The following is a 13,700-nucleotide window of genomic DNA, read 5'->3' on the forward strand; positions in this document are numbered from 1 at the left end:
CGACGACGGCGCGCCTGGCGCCGCCGTCGACAGCGGGATTACAGCGCCGAGGCGCTGGCGGCCAGCTTGGGCTGGCGGTACAGGTCCAGCAGGACCTGGTCCAGCACCGAGGAGGCGCCGAACGGTTGTGGGTCGTTGAGGATCGCCACCACCGCCCAGGTGTTGCCATTGTCGTCGCGGCTGTAGCCGGCGATGGCGCGGACGGTGTTCAGGGTGCCGGTCTTGATATGGGCTTCACCGGACATCGCCGTGCGCTTGAGGCGCTTGCGCATGGTGCCGTCCATGCCGGCGATCGGCATCGAGCTGATGAACTCGGCGGCGTAGGGGCTTTTCCAGGCCGCTTGCAGCAGGCCGGCCATCTCCCGGGCACTGACTCGTTCGGCGCGGGACAGGCCTGAGCCGTTCTCCATCACCAGGTGCGGCGAGGTAATGCCTTTCTTGGCCAGCCATTGGCGGATAACCCGCTGTGCGGCCTTGGCATCGTCGCCATCGGCTTCGTTGCGGTACTTGGCACCCAGGCTCAGGAACAATTGCTGGGCCATGGTGTTGTTGCTGTATTTGTTGATGTCGCGGATGACTTCCGCCAGGTCCGGGGAGAATGCCCGGGCCAGGACCTTGGCATCCTTGGGCACCACAGCCAGGCGATCCTGGCCCTGGATGCTGCCGCCCAGTTCGCTCCAGATCGCCCGTACCGCACCGGCGGTGTAGGTGGCGTGGTCCAGCAGCGACAGGTAGGTCTGCGAACTGCAGCCGTCGCCCAGTTGGCCGCCGACCGTGACGATTACGCTGCCGTCGGCCTGGGTCACCGGGTTGTAGCGCACGTCCCCCGTGCATTGCTTGCCGCCCAGGGCCTTGACCTGGTTGTCGATGCGGATCTTGGCGATTGGCGGCTCCACCGATACCAATACCCGCCCGGAATCGTTGCGGGCGACAAAGCGCAGGGCCTTGAGGTTGACCATCAGCGAGTCGGGCTTGACCAGGAACGGTTTGTTCTCGTCGTTGCCATCGTCATTGAATTCCGGCAACTGCGGTTGTACGAAATAGTTGCGGTCCAGCACCAGGTCGCCCGTGACTTGCTGCACGCCGTTGGCGCGCAGGTCGCGCATCAGCAACCAGAGCTTCTCCATGTTCAGCTTGGGGTCGCCGCCGCCCTTGAGGTACAGGTTGCCATTGAGGATGCCGCCACTGAGGGTGCCGTCGGTATAGAACTCGGTTTTCCACTGGTGGGTCGGGCCGAGCATTTCCAGGGCGGCGTAGGTGGTCACCAGCTTCATGGTGGAGGCCGGGTTGACCGAGACATCGGCGTTGAAAATGGTCGGGGTGCCTGGTCCGTTCAGGGGCAGCATCACCAGGGACAAGGCGTTGTCCGGGAGCTTGGCGGCCTTGAGGGCTTGTTGCACCTTCGGGGTCAGGGTGGTGTTGACGGGGGCGGCGTAGGCCTGGAACGCCAGAGGGAGGAGGGCACTGGCCAGCAGTAGGGGGCGCAACGATTTGATCATGGGAAATGGAACCCTGCAGTCGAGGGGAGAAAAGGCGAGGGGTGTAGACAAAAATCCCTCAGTGGTCATGAAAGAGTCGGCATTATGCCCCAAGGTGTAGCGGCTTGTGCCGTACCTCGGCCTGACAGGAGGGGATTTTTTTTACCAATGGCCGACCGGCGTTCCCATAGAGTCAGGCAATCGCCCGGCTAAGCTGGTAAAGTGCCGCCCGTTATTATTTATGAGGATTGTTCCATGGCCACTAACCGTTCCCGCCGCCTGCGCAAAAAACTCTGCGTAGATGAGTTCCAGGAGTTGGGTTTTGAGCTGAACCTGGATTTCAAAGAAGATCTGTCCGATGAAGCCATCGACGCTTTCCTCGACGCATTTCTCAAAGAGGCGATGGAAGCCAACGGCCTGGGTTATGTCGGCGGCGACGACTTCGGCCTGGTTTGCCTGAGCAAGCGTGGTTCGGTCAGCGAAGAGCAGCGTGCCACCGTAGAGGCCTGGCTCAAGGCTCGCACCGAGCTGACCAACGTTGAAGTCAGCCCGCTGCTGGACGTCTGGTACCCGGACAACGCGATCAACCCGACCGCGTGATGTCATGCATGGGCGGCCCGTCCGGGCCGTCCATGCGTTGTTGCCCCAGGGCAACCTGTCGATTTTTCCCTAATGCTTGCCGTTTCTGCCTCGGGCCAGTCCCGGGCCTTGTCGTGGGCGCCTTTTGCCCGGCAGGCCGGGCACCGGCTTCACGCATTGCGCCAGTTCAGGATTATCAGGGTCAGGACGCCGGCAACGATGCCCCAGAATGCCGAGCCCACGGAGAACAGGGTCAAGCCCGATGCCGTGACCATGAAGGTGATCAGCGCCGCTTCACGCTCCTTGCTCTGGCTCATGGCGATGCTCAGGCCGTTGATGATGGAGCCGAACAGCGCCAGGGCGGCGATCGACAGCACCAGCTCCTTGGGCAAGGCCGCGAACAAGGCGGCCAGGGTCGCGCCGAAGGTCCCCGCGACGCCATAGAAGATCCCGCACCAGACCGCTGCGGTGTAGCGCTTGCCATGGTCTTCATGGGCATGGGGGCCGGTGCAGATCGCTGCGCTGATCGCTGCCAGGTTGATGCCATGGGAACCGAAGGGGGCCAGCAGCAACGAGGCCAGGCCGGTGGCGGTGATCAGTGGCGAGGCCGGTACGTTGTAGCCGTCGGCGCGCAGCACGGCGACGCCAGGCATGTTCTGCGAGGTCATGGCGACCACGAACAGCGGGATACCGATGCTGATGGTGGCAGCGAGGGAGAAGTGCGGCGTGGTCCAGACCGGGGTGGCCACTTCCAGCTGGAAATGACTGAAGTCCAGCAGCCCCATCAAGCCGGAGAGGGCGGTACCGATCAACAGCGCTGCCAGCACCGCATAGCGCGGCGACAGGCGCTTGACCACCAGGTAAGTGAAGAACATGCCCAGCACCAGGCCCGTGCGATGTTGGGCGGCGACGAAGATCTCGCTGCCGATCTTGAACAGGATTCCCGCCAACAGGGCGGCTGCGAGGGAAGCCGGGATCTTTTTCACCAGGCGCTCGAAGCTGCCGGTGAGCCCGCAAATGATGACCAGCACCGCACAGGTGATATAGGCGCCGATGGCTTCGCCGTAGGTCACGCCTCCCAGGCTGGTGATCAGCAGTGCGGCGCCGGGAGTCGACCAGGCGATGGTGATGGGGGTGCGATAGCGCAGGGACAGGCCGATGCTGCACACCGCCATGCCGATGGACAGGGCCCAGATCCACGAGGAAATCTGGCCGCTGCTCAGGCCAGCGGCCTGGCCGGCCTGGAACATCAGGACCAGGGAGCTGGTGTAGCCGGTCATCATGGCGATGAAGCCAGCCACGATGGCAGAAGGCGAAGTGTCGGCCAGGGGGCGCAATTGCGCGGGAGTGGCATCGGGCATTGCTGCTGTTTCCTTGTTCTTGAAAGACGCAACGGACGGTTGTGACCTGTCGATCCACGCTGGGCGTGCAATGGGCGGGTACTGAGGTCCGGGGGGGCAAGCCTAAACTCAAAAGTGACGGGACATTGCCATACAGCCGCGGCTGCAAACAGCCGTACAGTCGTGGCAGGCGAAAACAGTCGCTACTAATGATCCTCAAGGGTTGTGTACAATATGCGCTTGTTTTAACGCGATACTTGCCAGCGACCCACCGTGGCGTATTAAAGTCACGCTGACATCGCCGCAGTCCTCCCGACCCGAGTGCCCATGAACGAACAGTTGCAACCCCTGAAGAAACAACCGCGAGCAGGCAAGGCCGGTCGCAGCGGTACCCAGGACGATATTGTCTACGCGCACATCTTCGAGGCCATCCTCGAGCAGCGCCTGGCTCCCGGCACCAAGTTGAGCGAAGAGGCGTTGGGGGAGATCTTCGGAGTCAGCCGTACCATCATCCGTCGCGCCTTGTCGCGCCTGGCCCACGAAGGCGTGGTGTTGCTGCGTCCCAACCGTGGGGCGGTAGTGGCCAGCCCGAGCGTCGAGGAAGCGCGCCAGGTGTTCCTCGCCCGGCGCCTGGTGGAGCGGGCCATCACCGAGCTGGCCGTGCAGCACGCCACCACCGAGCAGTTGCTGGAGTTGCGGCAGATGGTCAACGAGGAGCGCGACAGCTTTTCCCGTGGCGATCGCGGTGCCGGCATCCGCCTTTCCGGCGAGTTCCACCTGAAGCTGGCGGAGGCGGCGAAAAATGCCCCGCTGATCAGCTTCCAACGCAGCCTGGTGTCCCAGACTTCGCTGATCATCGCCCAGTATGAAAGTGGCAACCGCTCCCATTGCTCCTACGATGAGCACACCCAGCTGATCGATGCCATCGAGGCCCGGGATGCCGAGTTGGCGGTGAACCTGATGATGCATCACATGGATCACATCGACAGCAAGCTCAATCTCGACGAGGAAAGTGCCTCGGACGACTTGCACGCGGTGTTTTCGCACCTGCTGCAAACCAAGAAGCCAGGTCGCTCCAGCGCCAAGCTGTAACGCTCTTGCCCTGTTAAGAATCCCCCGCTCCATGGCTCATGGGGCGGGGGATTTTCGTTTGGCGAAGATGAAGAGTCGCGGGCGACAGATTGTTTTAATTTATTAAGTTAATTGTATACAGTTGCTGTCTTGAGGCCTGCGGCCGGCATTTTGCCGGCCCGAGGTCGCCTTTCGTCCCGCGCAAGGAGTCCAGGGCATGAGCGGCAGAGCGCTGCGTATTCATTCTTCCGCGATCCATTATTTCGACATGGTGCGTCGCTGCCACTCGATCCGTGAGGCGGCCCGGCGCTTGAATGTTGCGTCTTCGGCCGTGAATCGGCAGATCCTCAAGATCGAGGACGAGATCGGTGCATCGCTGTTCGAGCGCTTGCCCGGTGGCTTGCGCTTGACCCTGGCCGGGGAAGTCTTCAGTCGCCATGTCAGCCTTGTGCTGCAAGACCTGGAACGAGTGCGGCTGGAGTTCGATGCCTTGCGCGGCCTGAAGAGTGGGCATGTGGAGATCGCCACGGTGGAGGGGGCTACGGTCGAGTTGTTGCCCGCGGTGCTCAGGCGCATGCGTAGCCTGCATCCTCAGGTGACGATCGGTGTCACTGTGCAGGGCTCACAGGCGATCCCCCTGGCGCTGATCAATAACCGCGCCGACCTGGGCCTGGCGTTCGCCTTGCCCAGGGCGCCGGAGATTCGTCAACTGAGCGTCGGTCACTTTCGCCTGGGGGCGCTGGTCAGTCCCGAGCATCCCCTGGCCGACCGCGGCAGCGTGAATTTCGCCACTTGCGCCGAACACGGCCTGATCCTGGCCAAGAGCCAGCTCTCGATCCATCACTTGCTGGCGCCCTTGCACAAAGGCCTGGGACTGTTGGACAAGCCGCCATTGCAAAGCAATTCCCTGGAGCTGGCCCGACAGATGGCCCGGCACGGCATGGGCGTGGCTTTTCAGACCCGAATCGGGGTCGAAGCGGACCTGGCCAAGGGGGAGTTGCTGCACATCCCCTTGAGCGACCAGGGCGGCATCTACAGTGACCTGGGGCTTTATGCCCGCAGCGGTCGCGAGTTGCCTGGCGCGGTGGAGGTCCTGGCTCATTTGCTCGATGAAGAGATCGGTGCGCGCCAGCGCGCCGAGCGCACTTGCCGCCAGCCGGCGCTCAATGTCGATCAGCTAAGGAAGTTGTAGGAGCGAGGCGTATCCGCGATGGGCTTCAGAGTGCTGCGTTTACCCAGTCAACACGCGCCACCGTTGACGACCCTCGCGAGCAAGCTTCGCGCCTATAGGGGATCGCCTCGCTTAACTGACCGGCATTAGCCCGGTGCTGCCGTTTTGGCAGCACGCCGGGCGATATTCTGTGCTTTGGCTCCTGCGGCGCTTGTGCCGATACTGCGTCGGTCGGCAGCCAGCGAAGCTGTCATGAGCCACACCGCCACAGGACATAATAAAAATGAAAAAGGCACTACAAGGCGCGACCCTGCTGATGACCTTGGTCGGAGCGGGGCAAGCGACCGCCCTGGAATGGATGAGCAATAGCGTGGGCTTTCGCTATGGCAAGGAATTCACCAATCCCAACAACCCGCACTACATCAGCAAGCGCATCTACAGCTTCACCCACGCCAGCGGCTACCAGTACGGCAGCAACTACCTGCACCTGGACGTGCTGCTCTCCGACAACGACGACCCGCGCAAGGGCACCAACAAGGGCAGCAGCGAAGTGTATGGCGTCTATCGTCACCAGCTCTTCGCCTCACGGGTGCTGGATACGCCCCTGGGCACAGGCCTGGTCAAGGACTACGCCCTGACCCTGGGTTTCGACGCCAGCCGCAACAACAACCTGGGTTCGGCGAAGAAACGCGCCCTGGTGTTCGGCCCGACCCTGAAGTTCAACACCGTCGGTGTGTTCGACCTGAGCCTGCTGTACTACAAGGAAAACAACCATTCGGGCATCCCGGGGGCCAAGGACCCGGACCATACCTTCGACGATACCTACCTGCTCAACCTGGCCTGGATGCGGCCATTCGAGGTGGGCAGCCATGCGGCCAAGTTCCAGGGCTTCGTCAACTACATCGGGGAGAAGGGCCATGACTACAACGACCGTGACACGGCTCCGGAAACCCTGATGCGCACCTCGTTGATGTTCGCCGTGCTGCCGGGCAAGAACGTCAAGCCCAACCTCTACCTCGGGGTCGGCTACGAGTACTGGCACAACAAGTTCGGCGTGGATGGCGGCCGTGGCACTCGCACTTCGGCACCGACCCTGAACCTGGAAGTGACCTTCTAGCTGGAGCGGTGGCCCCTGGAGTCAAAGCCCCCGGGGCTCGCTCAACACCGCTGATCACTGGCCGGTGCTTTACTCGTCCTCTTCCGGATCGGGCTTGAGGCCGGCCAGCAACGCCTCGAAGCTGGGGGCGAGAATCTCCGGCTCGCTACCGTCGTCGTGTCGCCACAGGCGCACCTCGGGGCCCAGGCTCGGGTCGATGATGAGTTGGTCGCCGCTGCCGTCCCCGGCGATGGCGATCACCTTCCTGCCCAGTTCCTCGCAAGGCCACTCGGAGGCCACGGCGATGCTGTAGCTGTCGTCCGGATCGTTTTCCAGGGCCAGGTAGTGGAAGGCCTCGATGGCGAAGGCGGCCTCGTCGTTCTCGAAGAAGTTCAGCGTGGGCGCGCCGCCATTGACCGTGCGCAGGAACTGCAGGTAGTCCGCGGGCAGGGTGACGCCCTGCCTGGCCTGGAATTCGGCGATCTCGTCCAGGCTCGGGATGGGCCGTTCGATGACGCAGTTCTGGTAGTAGATGCCGAGTTCGGCTAGCTCTCTCATGTGTTTTCTTCCGGTTCGGGGGCGGCCTGCGGCGATGCCCCTTGTTGCTCCATGGGGCCCGGGGCAGAGCAGCAGGGCCCGGGCGAAGGGGCAGATGATACGCAGTGCGGGCCCATCCGCGTGAGCGCTTTGCCGATGGTTGGTCGCGAGCGTGCGCAGCAGGTTGCGACACCATGAAAAATCCCCCGGTCGAGCGGCGTCGAGCGGGGGATGCTTGGCGTTGGGGGCGATCAGCGCTGGTGCACTTGCTGGCCGGCGGCGTAGGTCTGCAGCACGGTGCGGTCGTCGCCCAGGGTCATCAGCACGAACAGGGTCTCGGCGATGCTCTTGGCCTGTTGCAGGCGGTACTCCAGCAGTGGCGTGGCCTTGTAGTCCAGCACCAGGAAGTCGGCGTCGGTACCGGGGTGCAGGGTACCGATTCGTTCTTCCAGGCGCAGGGCCCGGGCGCCGCCGAGGGTGGCCAGGTACAGGGATTTGAACGGACTCAGGCGCGCGCCCTGCAACTGCATGACCTTGTAGGCCTCATTGAGGGTGTTGAGCAGCGAGAAGCTGGTGCCGGCGCCGATATCGGTGCCCAGGCCGACATTGAGCTTGTGCTTCTCGGCCATCGGCAGGTTGAACAGGCCGCTGCCGAGGAAGAAGTTCGAGGTCGGGCAGAAGGCCACCGCCGAGCCGGTCTGCGCCAGGCGCGCGCACTCGTCGTCGCACAGGTGCACGCCATGGGCGAACACCGAGCGTTCGCCCAGCAACTGGTAGTGGTCGTAGACGTCCAGGTAGCCCTTGCGCTCGGGGAACAGCTCCTTGACCCATTCGATCTCCTGCAGGTTCTCGCTGATGTGGGTCTGCATGTAGAGATCGGGATATTCCTTGAGCAACTGGCCAGCCAGGGTCAGCTGCTGCGGGGTGCTGGTGGGGGCGAAACGCGGGGTCACTGCGTAGTGCAGGCGGCCCTTGCCATGCCAGCGTTCGATCAACGCCTTGCTGTCCTGGTAGCCGGACTCGGCGGTGTCGACCAGGTAGTCCGGGGCGTTGCGGTCCATCATCACCTTGCCGGCGATCATCCGCAGGTCGAGCTTCTGCGCGGCGCTGAAAAAGGCGTCCACCGACTGCGGGTGCACGCTGCCGAACACCAGGGCGGTGGTGGTGCCGTTGCGCAGCAGTTCCTTGATGAACACATCGGCCACTTCGTCGGCGTGGGCCCGGTCGGCGAACTGGCTTTCGCAGGGGAAGGTGTAGGTATTGAGCCAGTCCAGCAGTTGCTCGCCGTAGGCACCGACCATGCCGGTCTGTGGCAGGTGGATATGGGTGTCGATGAAGCCCGGGGTGATCAGCGCGTCCGGGTAATGGTTCACCGGCACCTCGGCGGGCAGGCTCGCGAGCAGTTCGCTGGCATGGCCGAGGGCGCTGATCCGGCCGTTCTCCACCACCAGCAGGCCGTCCTCGAAGTACTCGTAGGAGGCTTCGATTCCGACCTCTGCCGGGTCGGCGATGCTGTGCAGGATGGCTGCACGGTAGGCTTTGCGAGTCTGGGACATGGTCATTCTCAAGTGTGTGGCTGTTTCAGTTCGAGGCCTGGCTGCGGCGCGAGGCCGGCAGCAGCTGGGCAATGGGTTCGGCGGTGACGCTGGGCTGGCCGAAATGGGCGTTGTAGGTGGCGATGATTTCACCGGCGATGGAGATGGCGATTTCCACGGGCAGCTTACCCTTGACCTCGCCCAGCCCCATGGGGCAACGCATGCGTTGCACGGTGGCGGCGTCGAAGCCGCGATCGCGCAGGCGATGTTCGAACTTCACCCGCTTGGTCCTGGAGCCGATCAGGCCGAAATAGGTGAAATCGTTGCGCTTGAGCAGGGCGGCGGTCAACTCCAGGTCCAACTGGTGATTATGGGTCATGACGATGCAATAGCTGCCTGGGGGCAGGTCGTCGATCTCGTCCACCGGTTCCTCGCTGACGATCTTGCGTACCCCCTGGGGAATCTGTTCGGGAAATTCCTGCTCCCGCGAGTCGATCCAGCGTACCCGGCAGGGCAGCGCGGCGAGCAAGGGTACCAGGGCGCGGCCGACATGGCCGGCACCGAATACGGCAATTTGCGCCTGCACCTGGCCCATGGGCTCGAACAGCAGCACCGTGGCCCCACCGCAGCACTGGCCGAGGCTGGCGCCGAGGCTGAAGCGCTCCAGGTGGGTGGTTTGCCGGCCGCTGGCGAGCATCTGCCGGGCGATCTGCATGGCCTTGTATTCCAGGTGGCCGCCGCCGATGGTGTCGAAGGCCCGGCTGGCGCTGACCACCATCTTCGAGCCGGCGTTGCGCGGGGTCGAGCCCAGCTCTTCGATGATGGTCACCAGCACGCAGGGCTCACCCTGGTTCTGCAGGTCGGCGAGGGCGCTGATCCAGTTGTACATGTTCACCTCGACATCGCTGTTGTCTGTTCCGGCCTCATCGCGGGCAGCCTGGCTCCTACGGTAGGAGCCAGGCTGCCCGCGACAGGCGCACCTGGGTCTAGAGCGGAGCCAGCTCGGATTCGCTCTCTACGGCCTTCGCCACCTGCAGCTGGCGCATCTGTTCACAACCCCAGAGCACCCGCTCCGGGGTCGCCGGGGCGTCGATCCGTGGCTGGTGCCGGTAGTCGCCGAGGCTGGCCACCGCGTCCTTGATGGCGCACCAGGCGGCGATGCCGAGCATGAACGGCGGCTCACCCACTGCCTTGGAGTGGAACACCGTGTCTTCCGGGTTCTTGCGGTTTTCCACCAGCTTGACCCGCAGGTCCGCCGGCATGTCGGCCACCGCCGGGATCTTGTAGCTGGCCGGACCGTTGGTCATCAGCTTGCCCTTGGCGTTCCATACCAACTCCTCGGTGGTCAGCCAGCCCATGCCCTGGATGAAGCCGCCTTCCACCTGGCCGATGTCGATGGCCGGGTTCAGCGAGGCGCCGACGTCATGCAGGATATCGGTGCGCAGCATCTTGTATTCGCCGGTCAGGGTATCGACGAGCACCTCGGCGCAGGCCGCGCCGAAGGCGAAGTAGTAGAACGGCCGGCCACGGGCCTGGGCGCGGTCGTAGTAGATCTTCGGCGTCTTGTAGAAGCCGGTGCTGGACAGCGACACCTGGGCGAAATACGCCTGCTGGATCAGTTCCTCGAAGGTCAGGATCAGCTCGCGAACCCGCACGTGGCCGTTGTGGAATTCCACATCTTCCTCGCTGACCTGGTACTTGCGCGCGGCGAACTCCACCAGCCGGTCCTTGATGGTCTGCGCCGCGTTCTGCGCCGCCTTGCCGTTGAGGTCGGCGCCGCTGGAGGCCGCGGTCGGCGAGGTATTGGGCACCTTGTCGGTATTGGTGGCGGTGATCTGCACCCGGCCGATATCGACCTGGAACACCTCGGCCACCACCTGGGCCACCTTGGTGTTCAGGCCCTGGCCCATCTCGGTGCCGCCATGGTTGAGGTGGATGCTGCCGTCGGTGTAGACGTGGACCAGCGCGCCGGCCTGGTTGAGGAAGCTGGCGGTGAAGGAGATGCCGAACTTCACCGGGGTCAGGGCCAGGCCTTTCTTCAGTACCGGGCTGTTGGCGTTGTACAGACGGATGGCTTCGCGGCGCTCGGCATACTGGCTGCTGGCTTCCAGTTCGGCGGTCATTTCCTCGAGCATGTTGTGCTCGACGGTCTGGTAGTAATGGGTGACGTTGCGCTCGGTCTTGCCGTAGTAGTTGGCCTTGCGCACGGCCAGCGGGTCCAGGTGCAGGTGACGGGCGATGGCATCCATGACTTCCTCGATGGCGACCATGCCCTGGGGGCCGCCGAAACCGCGATAGGCGGTGTTGGAGGCCGTGTTGGTCTTGCAGCGGTGGCCGTTGACCGTGGCGTCGCCCAGGTAGTACGAGTTGTCGGCGTGGAACATCGCCCGGTCGACGATGGAGGCCGACAGGTCCGGCGAGCAGCCGCAGTTGCCCGCCAGCTCCAGCTGGATGCCGTGCAGCCGGCCGCTATCGTCGAAGCCCACGTCGTATTCGATGTAGAAGGGGTGGCGCTTGCCGGTCGTCAGCATGTCCTCGACCCGGGGCAGGCGCATCTTGGTCGGCTGGCCGGTGAGGCGCGCGATCACCGCGCACAGGCAGGCAGGGCTGGCAGCCTGGGTTTCCTTGCCGCCGAAGCCGCCACCCATGCGGCGCATGTCCACCACGATCTTGTTCATCGAGACATCCAGCACCTCGGCCACCAGCTTCTGCACTTCGGTGGGGTTCTGGGTCGAGCAGTAGACGATCATGCCGCCGTCCTCGGTGGGCATCACCGAGGAGATCTGGGTCTCCAGGTAGAAGTGTTCCTGGCCGCCGATGTGCAGGGTGCCCTGGATGCGGTGCCTGGCGCTGGCCAGGGCGCTGGCCGAGTCGCCGCGCTGATGGGTGTGGCTGTCCAGCACGAAGTGGCGCTTGCGCAGGGCCTCGACCACGTCCAGCACCGGCTCCAGGTCCTCGTACTCGATGATCGCCGCCATGGCGGCCTGGCGTGCGGTATCCAGGTCGCGGGCGGCCACCGCCAGCACCGGCTGGCCGACGTATTGCACGGTATCGATGGCCAGCAACGGGTCGCCGGGCAACAGCGGGCCAATGTCCTTGAGGCCGGGAATGTCCTCGTGGGTGATGACGATACGTACCCCTTCGAAGGCATGGCAGGGCGCGGTATCGATGCTGATGATCCGGGCGTGGGCGCGGTCCGAGAGCCGGGCATAGACGTGCAGCTGGTTGGGGAATTCCAGGCGGTCGTCGATGTACACCGCTTCGCCGGAGACGTGTTTTTCGGCGCTGTCGTGCTTGACGCTGCGACCGACGCCGGTGGTCAGGTCCTGGCGAAACAGGGCCGTGAGTTCGTCCTGGGTCTTTTCGACCTTGTGCTGGTTAGACATGAGCGGTCACCCGGGTCTCGATGTGCGGTGTGTGCAGTTCGATGAAGTACTTGCGCAGCAGGTTCTGCGCGCTCAGCAGGCGGTACTCCTTGCTCGCGCGAAAATCCGAGAGCGGCGTGAAGTCCTGGGCCAGGGCCGCGCAGGCCTGCTCGATGCTCGCCTGGGTCCAGTTGGCGCCGGTCAGGATCGCCTCGCAGTGCCTGGCACGCTTGGGAGTGGCGGCCATGCCGCCGAAGGCGATGCACGCCTCCTCGATCACGCCGTCGACTATCCGCAGGTTGAAGGCTGCACAGACCGCGGAGATATCGTCGTCCAGGCGCTTGGACACCTTGTAGGCGCGGAACTGGCGCTCGGCGCTGGCGCGGGGCACGATGATCTTCTCGATGAACTCGCTGTCCTGGCGGGCGGTGACCCGGTAGTCGATGAAGTAATCCTCCAGGGCCAGGGTCCGGCGCACCTGGCCCTTGCACAGCACGATCTGTGCGCCCAGGGCTATCAGCAGCGGCGGCGAGTCGCCAATGGGCGAGGCGTTGCCGATATTGCCGCCCAGGGTGCCCTGGTTGCGGATCTGCAGCGAGGCGAAGCGTTGTAGCAGTTCGCCGAAGTCCGGGTGCTCACCGCGCAAGGCGTCGTAGCAATCGGTGAGGGGAGTGGCCGCACCGATTTCCAGGCGGTCGTCGAAGTACTCGATACGCTTGAGCTCGGCGATATTGCCGACGTAGATCATCACGGGCAGGGTGCGGTGGAACTGCGTCACCTCCAGTGCCAGGTCGGTGCCGCCGGCCAGCAGGCGGGCCTGGGGATAGGCGTCGTAGAGGTCGGCCAGGTCGGCGACGGTCAGGGGCACCAGGCAGCGCTTGTCACCGCTGTTGAGCTCGCCGGTGTCCTTGGGGGCAATGGCCTTGAGGCGGGCGATGGTCTCGGCCTGGCGCGTGTCGAACTGATCGCATTGGCCGCTGCTGCACGCCTGCTGCGCCGCCGCGAGGATGGGGCGGTAGCCGGTGCAGCGGCAGAGGTTGCCGGCCAGGGCTTCGTGGGCCTTGTGGCTGTCGGGCTGGCTGCTGTTCTTCTGCAGGGCGAACAACGACATGACGAAACCCGGGGTGCAGAAGCCGCACTGCGAGCCGTGGCAGTCGACCATGGCCTGCTGCACGCTGTGCAAGCGGCCCTGATGCTTGAGGCCTTCGATGCTGATCAACTGCTTGCCGTGCAGGGACGAGACGAAGGTCAGGCACGAGTTGAGGCTGCGATAACGAATGGATTCACCGCCCTGGGCGTCCACCTGCAACTCGCCGACCACTACGGTACAGGCACCGCAGTCACCGCTGGCACAGCCTTCCTTGGTGCCGGGCTTGCCCAGGTGTTCGCGCAGGTAATTGAGCACGGTCAGGTTCGGGTCCAGGGCATGCTCGCTACGGAGCTCCTGGTTGAGGAGAAACTGGATCACGGAAGGCCTCGCAGACTCATTATTGTTGTTAAGCGACGTGAGCCGAATTTAGTCATGTCT

Annotated in this window: 11 protein-coding genes; 4 read left to right on the top strand and 7 right to left on the bottom strand. The window is 64.0% G+C overall.

Features of this window, described 5'->3' with window-relative positions; all coding sequences use genetic code 11:
- Nucleotides 1-38 precede the first annotated feature (38 nt).
- The gene (gene dacB / locus ATY02_RS11105; protein ID WP_068577247.1) at nucleotides 39-1,499 is read right to left on the bottom strand and encodes a D-alanyl-D-alanine carboxypeptidase/D-alanyl-D-alanine-endopeptidase; all 1,461 of its coding nucleotides are present in this window, start codon (nucleotides 1,497-1,499) and stop codon (nucleotides 39-41) included.
- A gap of 234 nt (nucleotides 1,500-1,733) precedes the next feature.
- Between dacB and ATY02_RS11110 the strand changes: the two genes are divergently transcribed.
- On the top strand, nucleotides 1,734-2,078 hold the full coding sequence (locus ATY02_RS11110; protein ID WP_022643287.1) for a YggL family protein: 345 nt from the start codon (nucleotides 1,734-1,736) through the stop codon (nucleotides 2,076-2,078).
- A 149-nt stretch (nucleotides 2,079-2,227) separates the two neighbouring features.
- On the opposite strand, the gene ATY02_RS11115 is transcribed toward ATY02_RS11110, so the two are convergent.
- Nucleotides 2,228-3,418, bottom strand: a complete 1,191-nt coding sequence (locus ATY02_RS11115; protein WP_068577245.1) for a benzoate/H(+) symporter BenE family transporter — start codon at nucleotides 3,416-3,418, stop codon at nucleotides 2,228-2,230.
- A gap of 306 nt (nucleotides 3,419-3,724) precedes the next feature.
- Here ATY02_RS11115 and ATY02_RS11120 point away from each other — a divergent pair, with 306 nt between their 5' ends.
- The 3 genes from ATY02_RS11120 to ATY02_RS11130 all read left to right on the top strand — a co-directional run bounded on the left by ATY02_RS11120 (nucleotide 3,725) and on the right by ATY02_RS11130 (nucleotide 6,756).
- Nucleotides 3,725-4,489 (top strand): GntR family transcriptional regulator, encoded by a 765-nt coding sequence (locus tag ATY02_RS11120; protein WP_022643289.1) that lies wholly within the window; start codon nucleotides 3,725-3,727, stop codon nucleotides 4,487-4,489.
- 196 nt (nucleotides 4,490-4,685) lie between these two features.
- On the top strand, nucleotides 4,686-5,660 hold the full coding sequence (locus ATY02_RS11125) for a LysR family transcriptional regulator (protein ID WP_068577243.1): 975 nt from the start codon (nucleotides 4,686-4,688) through the stop codon (nucleotides 5,658-5,660).
- A gap of 262 nt (nucleotides 5,661-5,922) precedes the next feature.
- The gene (locus ATY02_RS11130; RefSeq protein WP_068577241.1) at nucleotides 5,923-6,756 is read left to right on the top strand and encodes a nucleoside-binding protein; all 834 of its coding nucleotides are present in this window, start codon (nucleotides 5,923-5,925) and stop codon (nucleotides 6,754-6,756) included.
- A gap of 69 nt (nucleotides 6,757-6,825) precedes the next feature.
- Here the strand turns inward: ATY02_RS11130 and ATY02_RS11135 are convergent, their stop codons facing one another.
- The 5 genes from ATY02_RS11135 to xdhA form a co-directional block, all read right to left on the bottom strand.
- Nucleotides 6,826-7,293 carry an SMI1/KNR4 family protein gene (locus ATY02_RS11135; RefSeq protein WP_068577239.1) on the bottom strand — a complete coding sequence of 156 codons (468 nt, stop codon included), beginning with the start codon at nucleotides 7,291-7,293 and terminating at the stop codon, nucleotides 6,826-6,828.
- A gap of 230 nt (nucleotides 7,294-7,523) precedes the next feature.
- A complete protein-coding gene (gene guaD, locus ATY02_RS11140; RefSeq protein WP_053135927.1) occupies nucleotides 7,524-8,828 on the bottom strand; it encodes a guanine deaminase in 1,305 nt (434 codons plus the stop codon).
- Between the two features lie 25 nt (nucleotides 8,829-8,853).
- Entirely contained in the window at nucleotides 8,854-9,696 is an 843-nt protein-coding gene (gene xdhC, locus ATY02_RS11145; protein WP_068577237.1) for a xanthine dehydrogenase accessory protein XdhC, read from the bottom strand.
- A gap of 97 nt (nucleotides 9,697-9,793) precedes the next feature.
- On the bottom strand, nucleotides 9,794-12,193 hold the full coding sequence (xdhB, locus tag ATY02_RS11150; protein ID WP_068577236.1) for a xanthine dehydrogenase molybdopterin binding subunit: 2,400 nt from the start codon (nucleotides 12,191-12,193) through the stop codon (nucleotides 9,794-9,796).
- The gene (xdhA, locus tag ATY02_RS11155) at nucleotides 12,186-13,640 is read right to left on the bottom strand and encodes a xanthine dehydrogenase small subunit (protein WP_068577234.1); all 1,455 of its coding nucleotides are present in this window, start codon (nucleotides 13,638-13,640) and stop codon (nucleotides 12,186-12,188) included. The genes xdhB and xdhA overlap by 8 nt, the downstream gene beginning before the upstream one ends.
- Nucleotides 13,641-13,700: the final 60 nt, after the last annotated feature.

The organism is Pseudomonas sp. BIOMIG1BAC (assembly GCF_001705995.2).
In the GTDB taxonomy this organism is placed as follows: domain Bacteria; phylum Pseudomonadota; class Gammaproteobacteria; order Pseudomonadales; family Pseudomonadaceae; genus Aquipseudomonas; species Aquipseudomonas sessilinigenes.

Bases quoted from the DNA above. Each gene is read 5' to 3' on its own strand.
- dacB (WP_068577247.1), bottom strand. From the start codon at position 1,499: ATGATCAAATCGTTGCGCCCCCTACTGCTGGCCAGTGCCCTCCTCCCT.
- ATY02_RS11110 (WP_022643287.1), top strand. From the start codon at position 1,734: ATGGCCACTAACCGTTCCCGCCGCCTGCGCAAAAAACTCTGCGTAGAT.
- ATY02_RS11115 (WP_068577245.1), bottom strand. From the start codon at position 3,418: ATGCCCGATGCCACTCCCGCGCAATTGCGCCCCCTGGCCGACACTTCG.
- ATY02_RS11120 (WP_022643289.1), top strand. From the start codon at position 3,725: ATGAACGAACAGTTGCAACCCCTGAAGAAACAACCGCGAGCAGGCAAG.
- ATY02_RS11125 (WP_068577243.1), top strand. From the start codon at position 4,686: ATGAGCGGCAGAGCGCTGCGTATTCATTCTTCCGCGATCCATTATTTC.
- ATY02_RS11130 (WP_068577241.1), top strand. From the start codon at position 5,923: ATGAAAAAGGCACTACAAGGCGCGACCCTGCTGATGACCTTGGTCGGA.
- ATY02_RS11135 (WP_068577239.1), bottom strand. From the start codon at position 7,293: ATGAGAGAGCTAGCCGAACTCGGCATCTACTACCAGAACTGCGTCATC.
- guaD (WP_053135927.1), bottom strand. From the start codon at position 8,828: ATGTCCCAGACTCGCAAAGCCTACCGTGCAGCCATCCTGCACAGCATC.
- xdhC (WP_068577237.1), bottom strand. From the start codon at position 9,696: ATGTACAACTGGATCAGCGCCCTCGCCGACCTGCAGAACCAGGGTGAG.
- xdhB (WP_068577236.1), bottom strand. From the start codon at position 12,193: ATGTCTAACCAGCACAAGGTCGAAAAGACCCAGGACGAACTCACGGCC.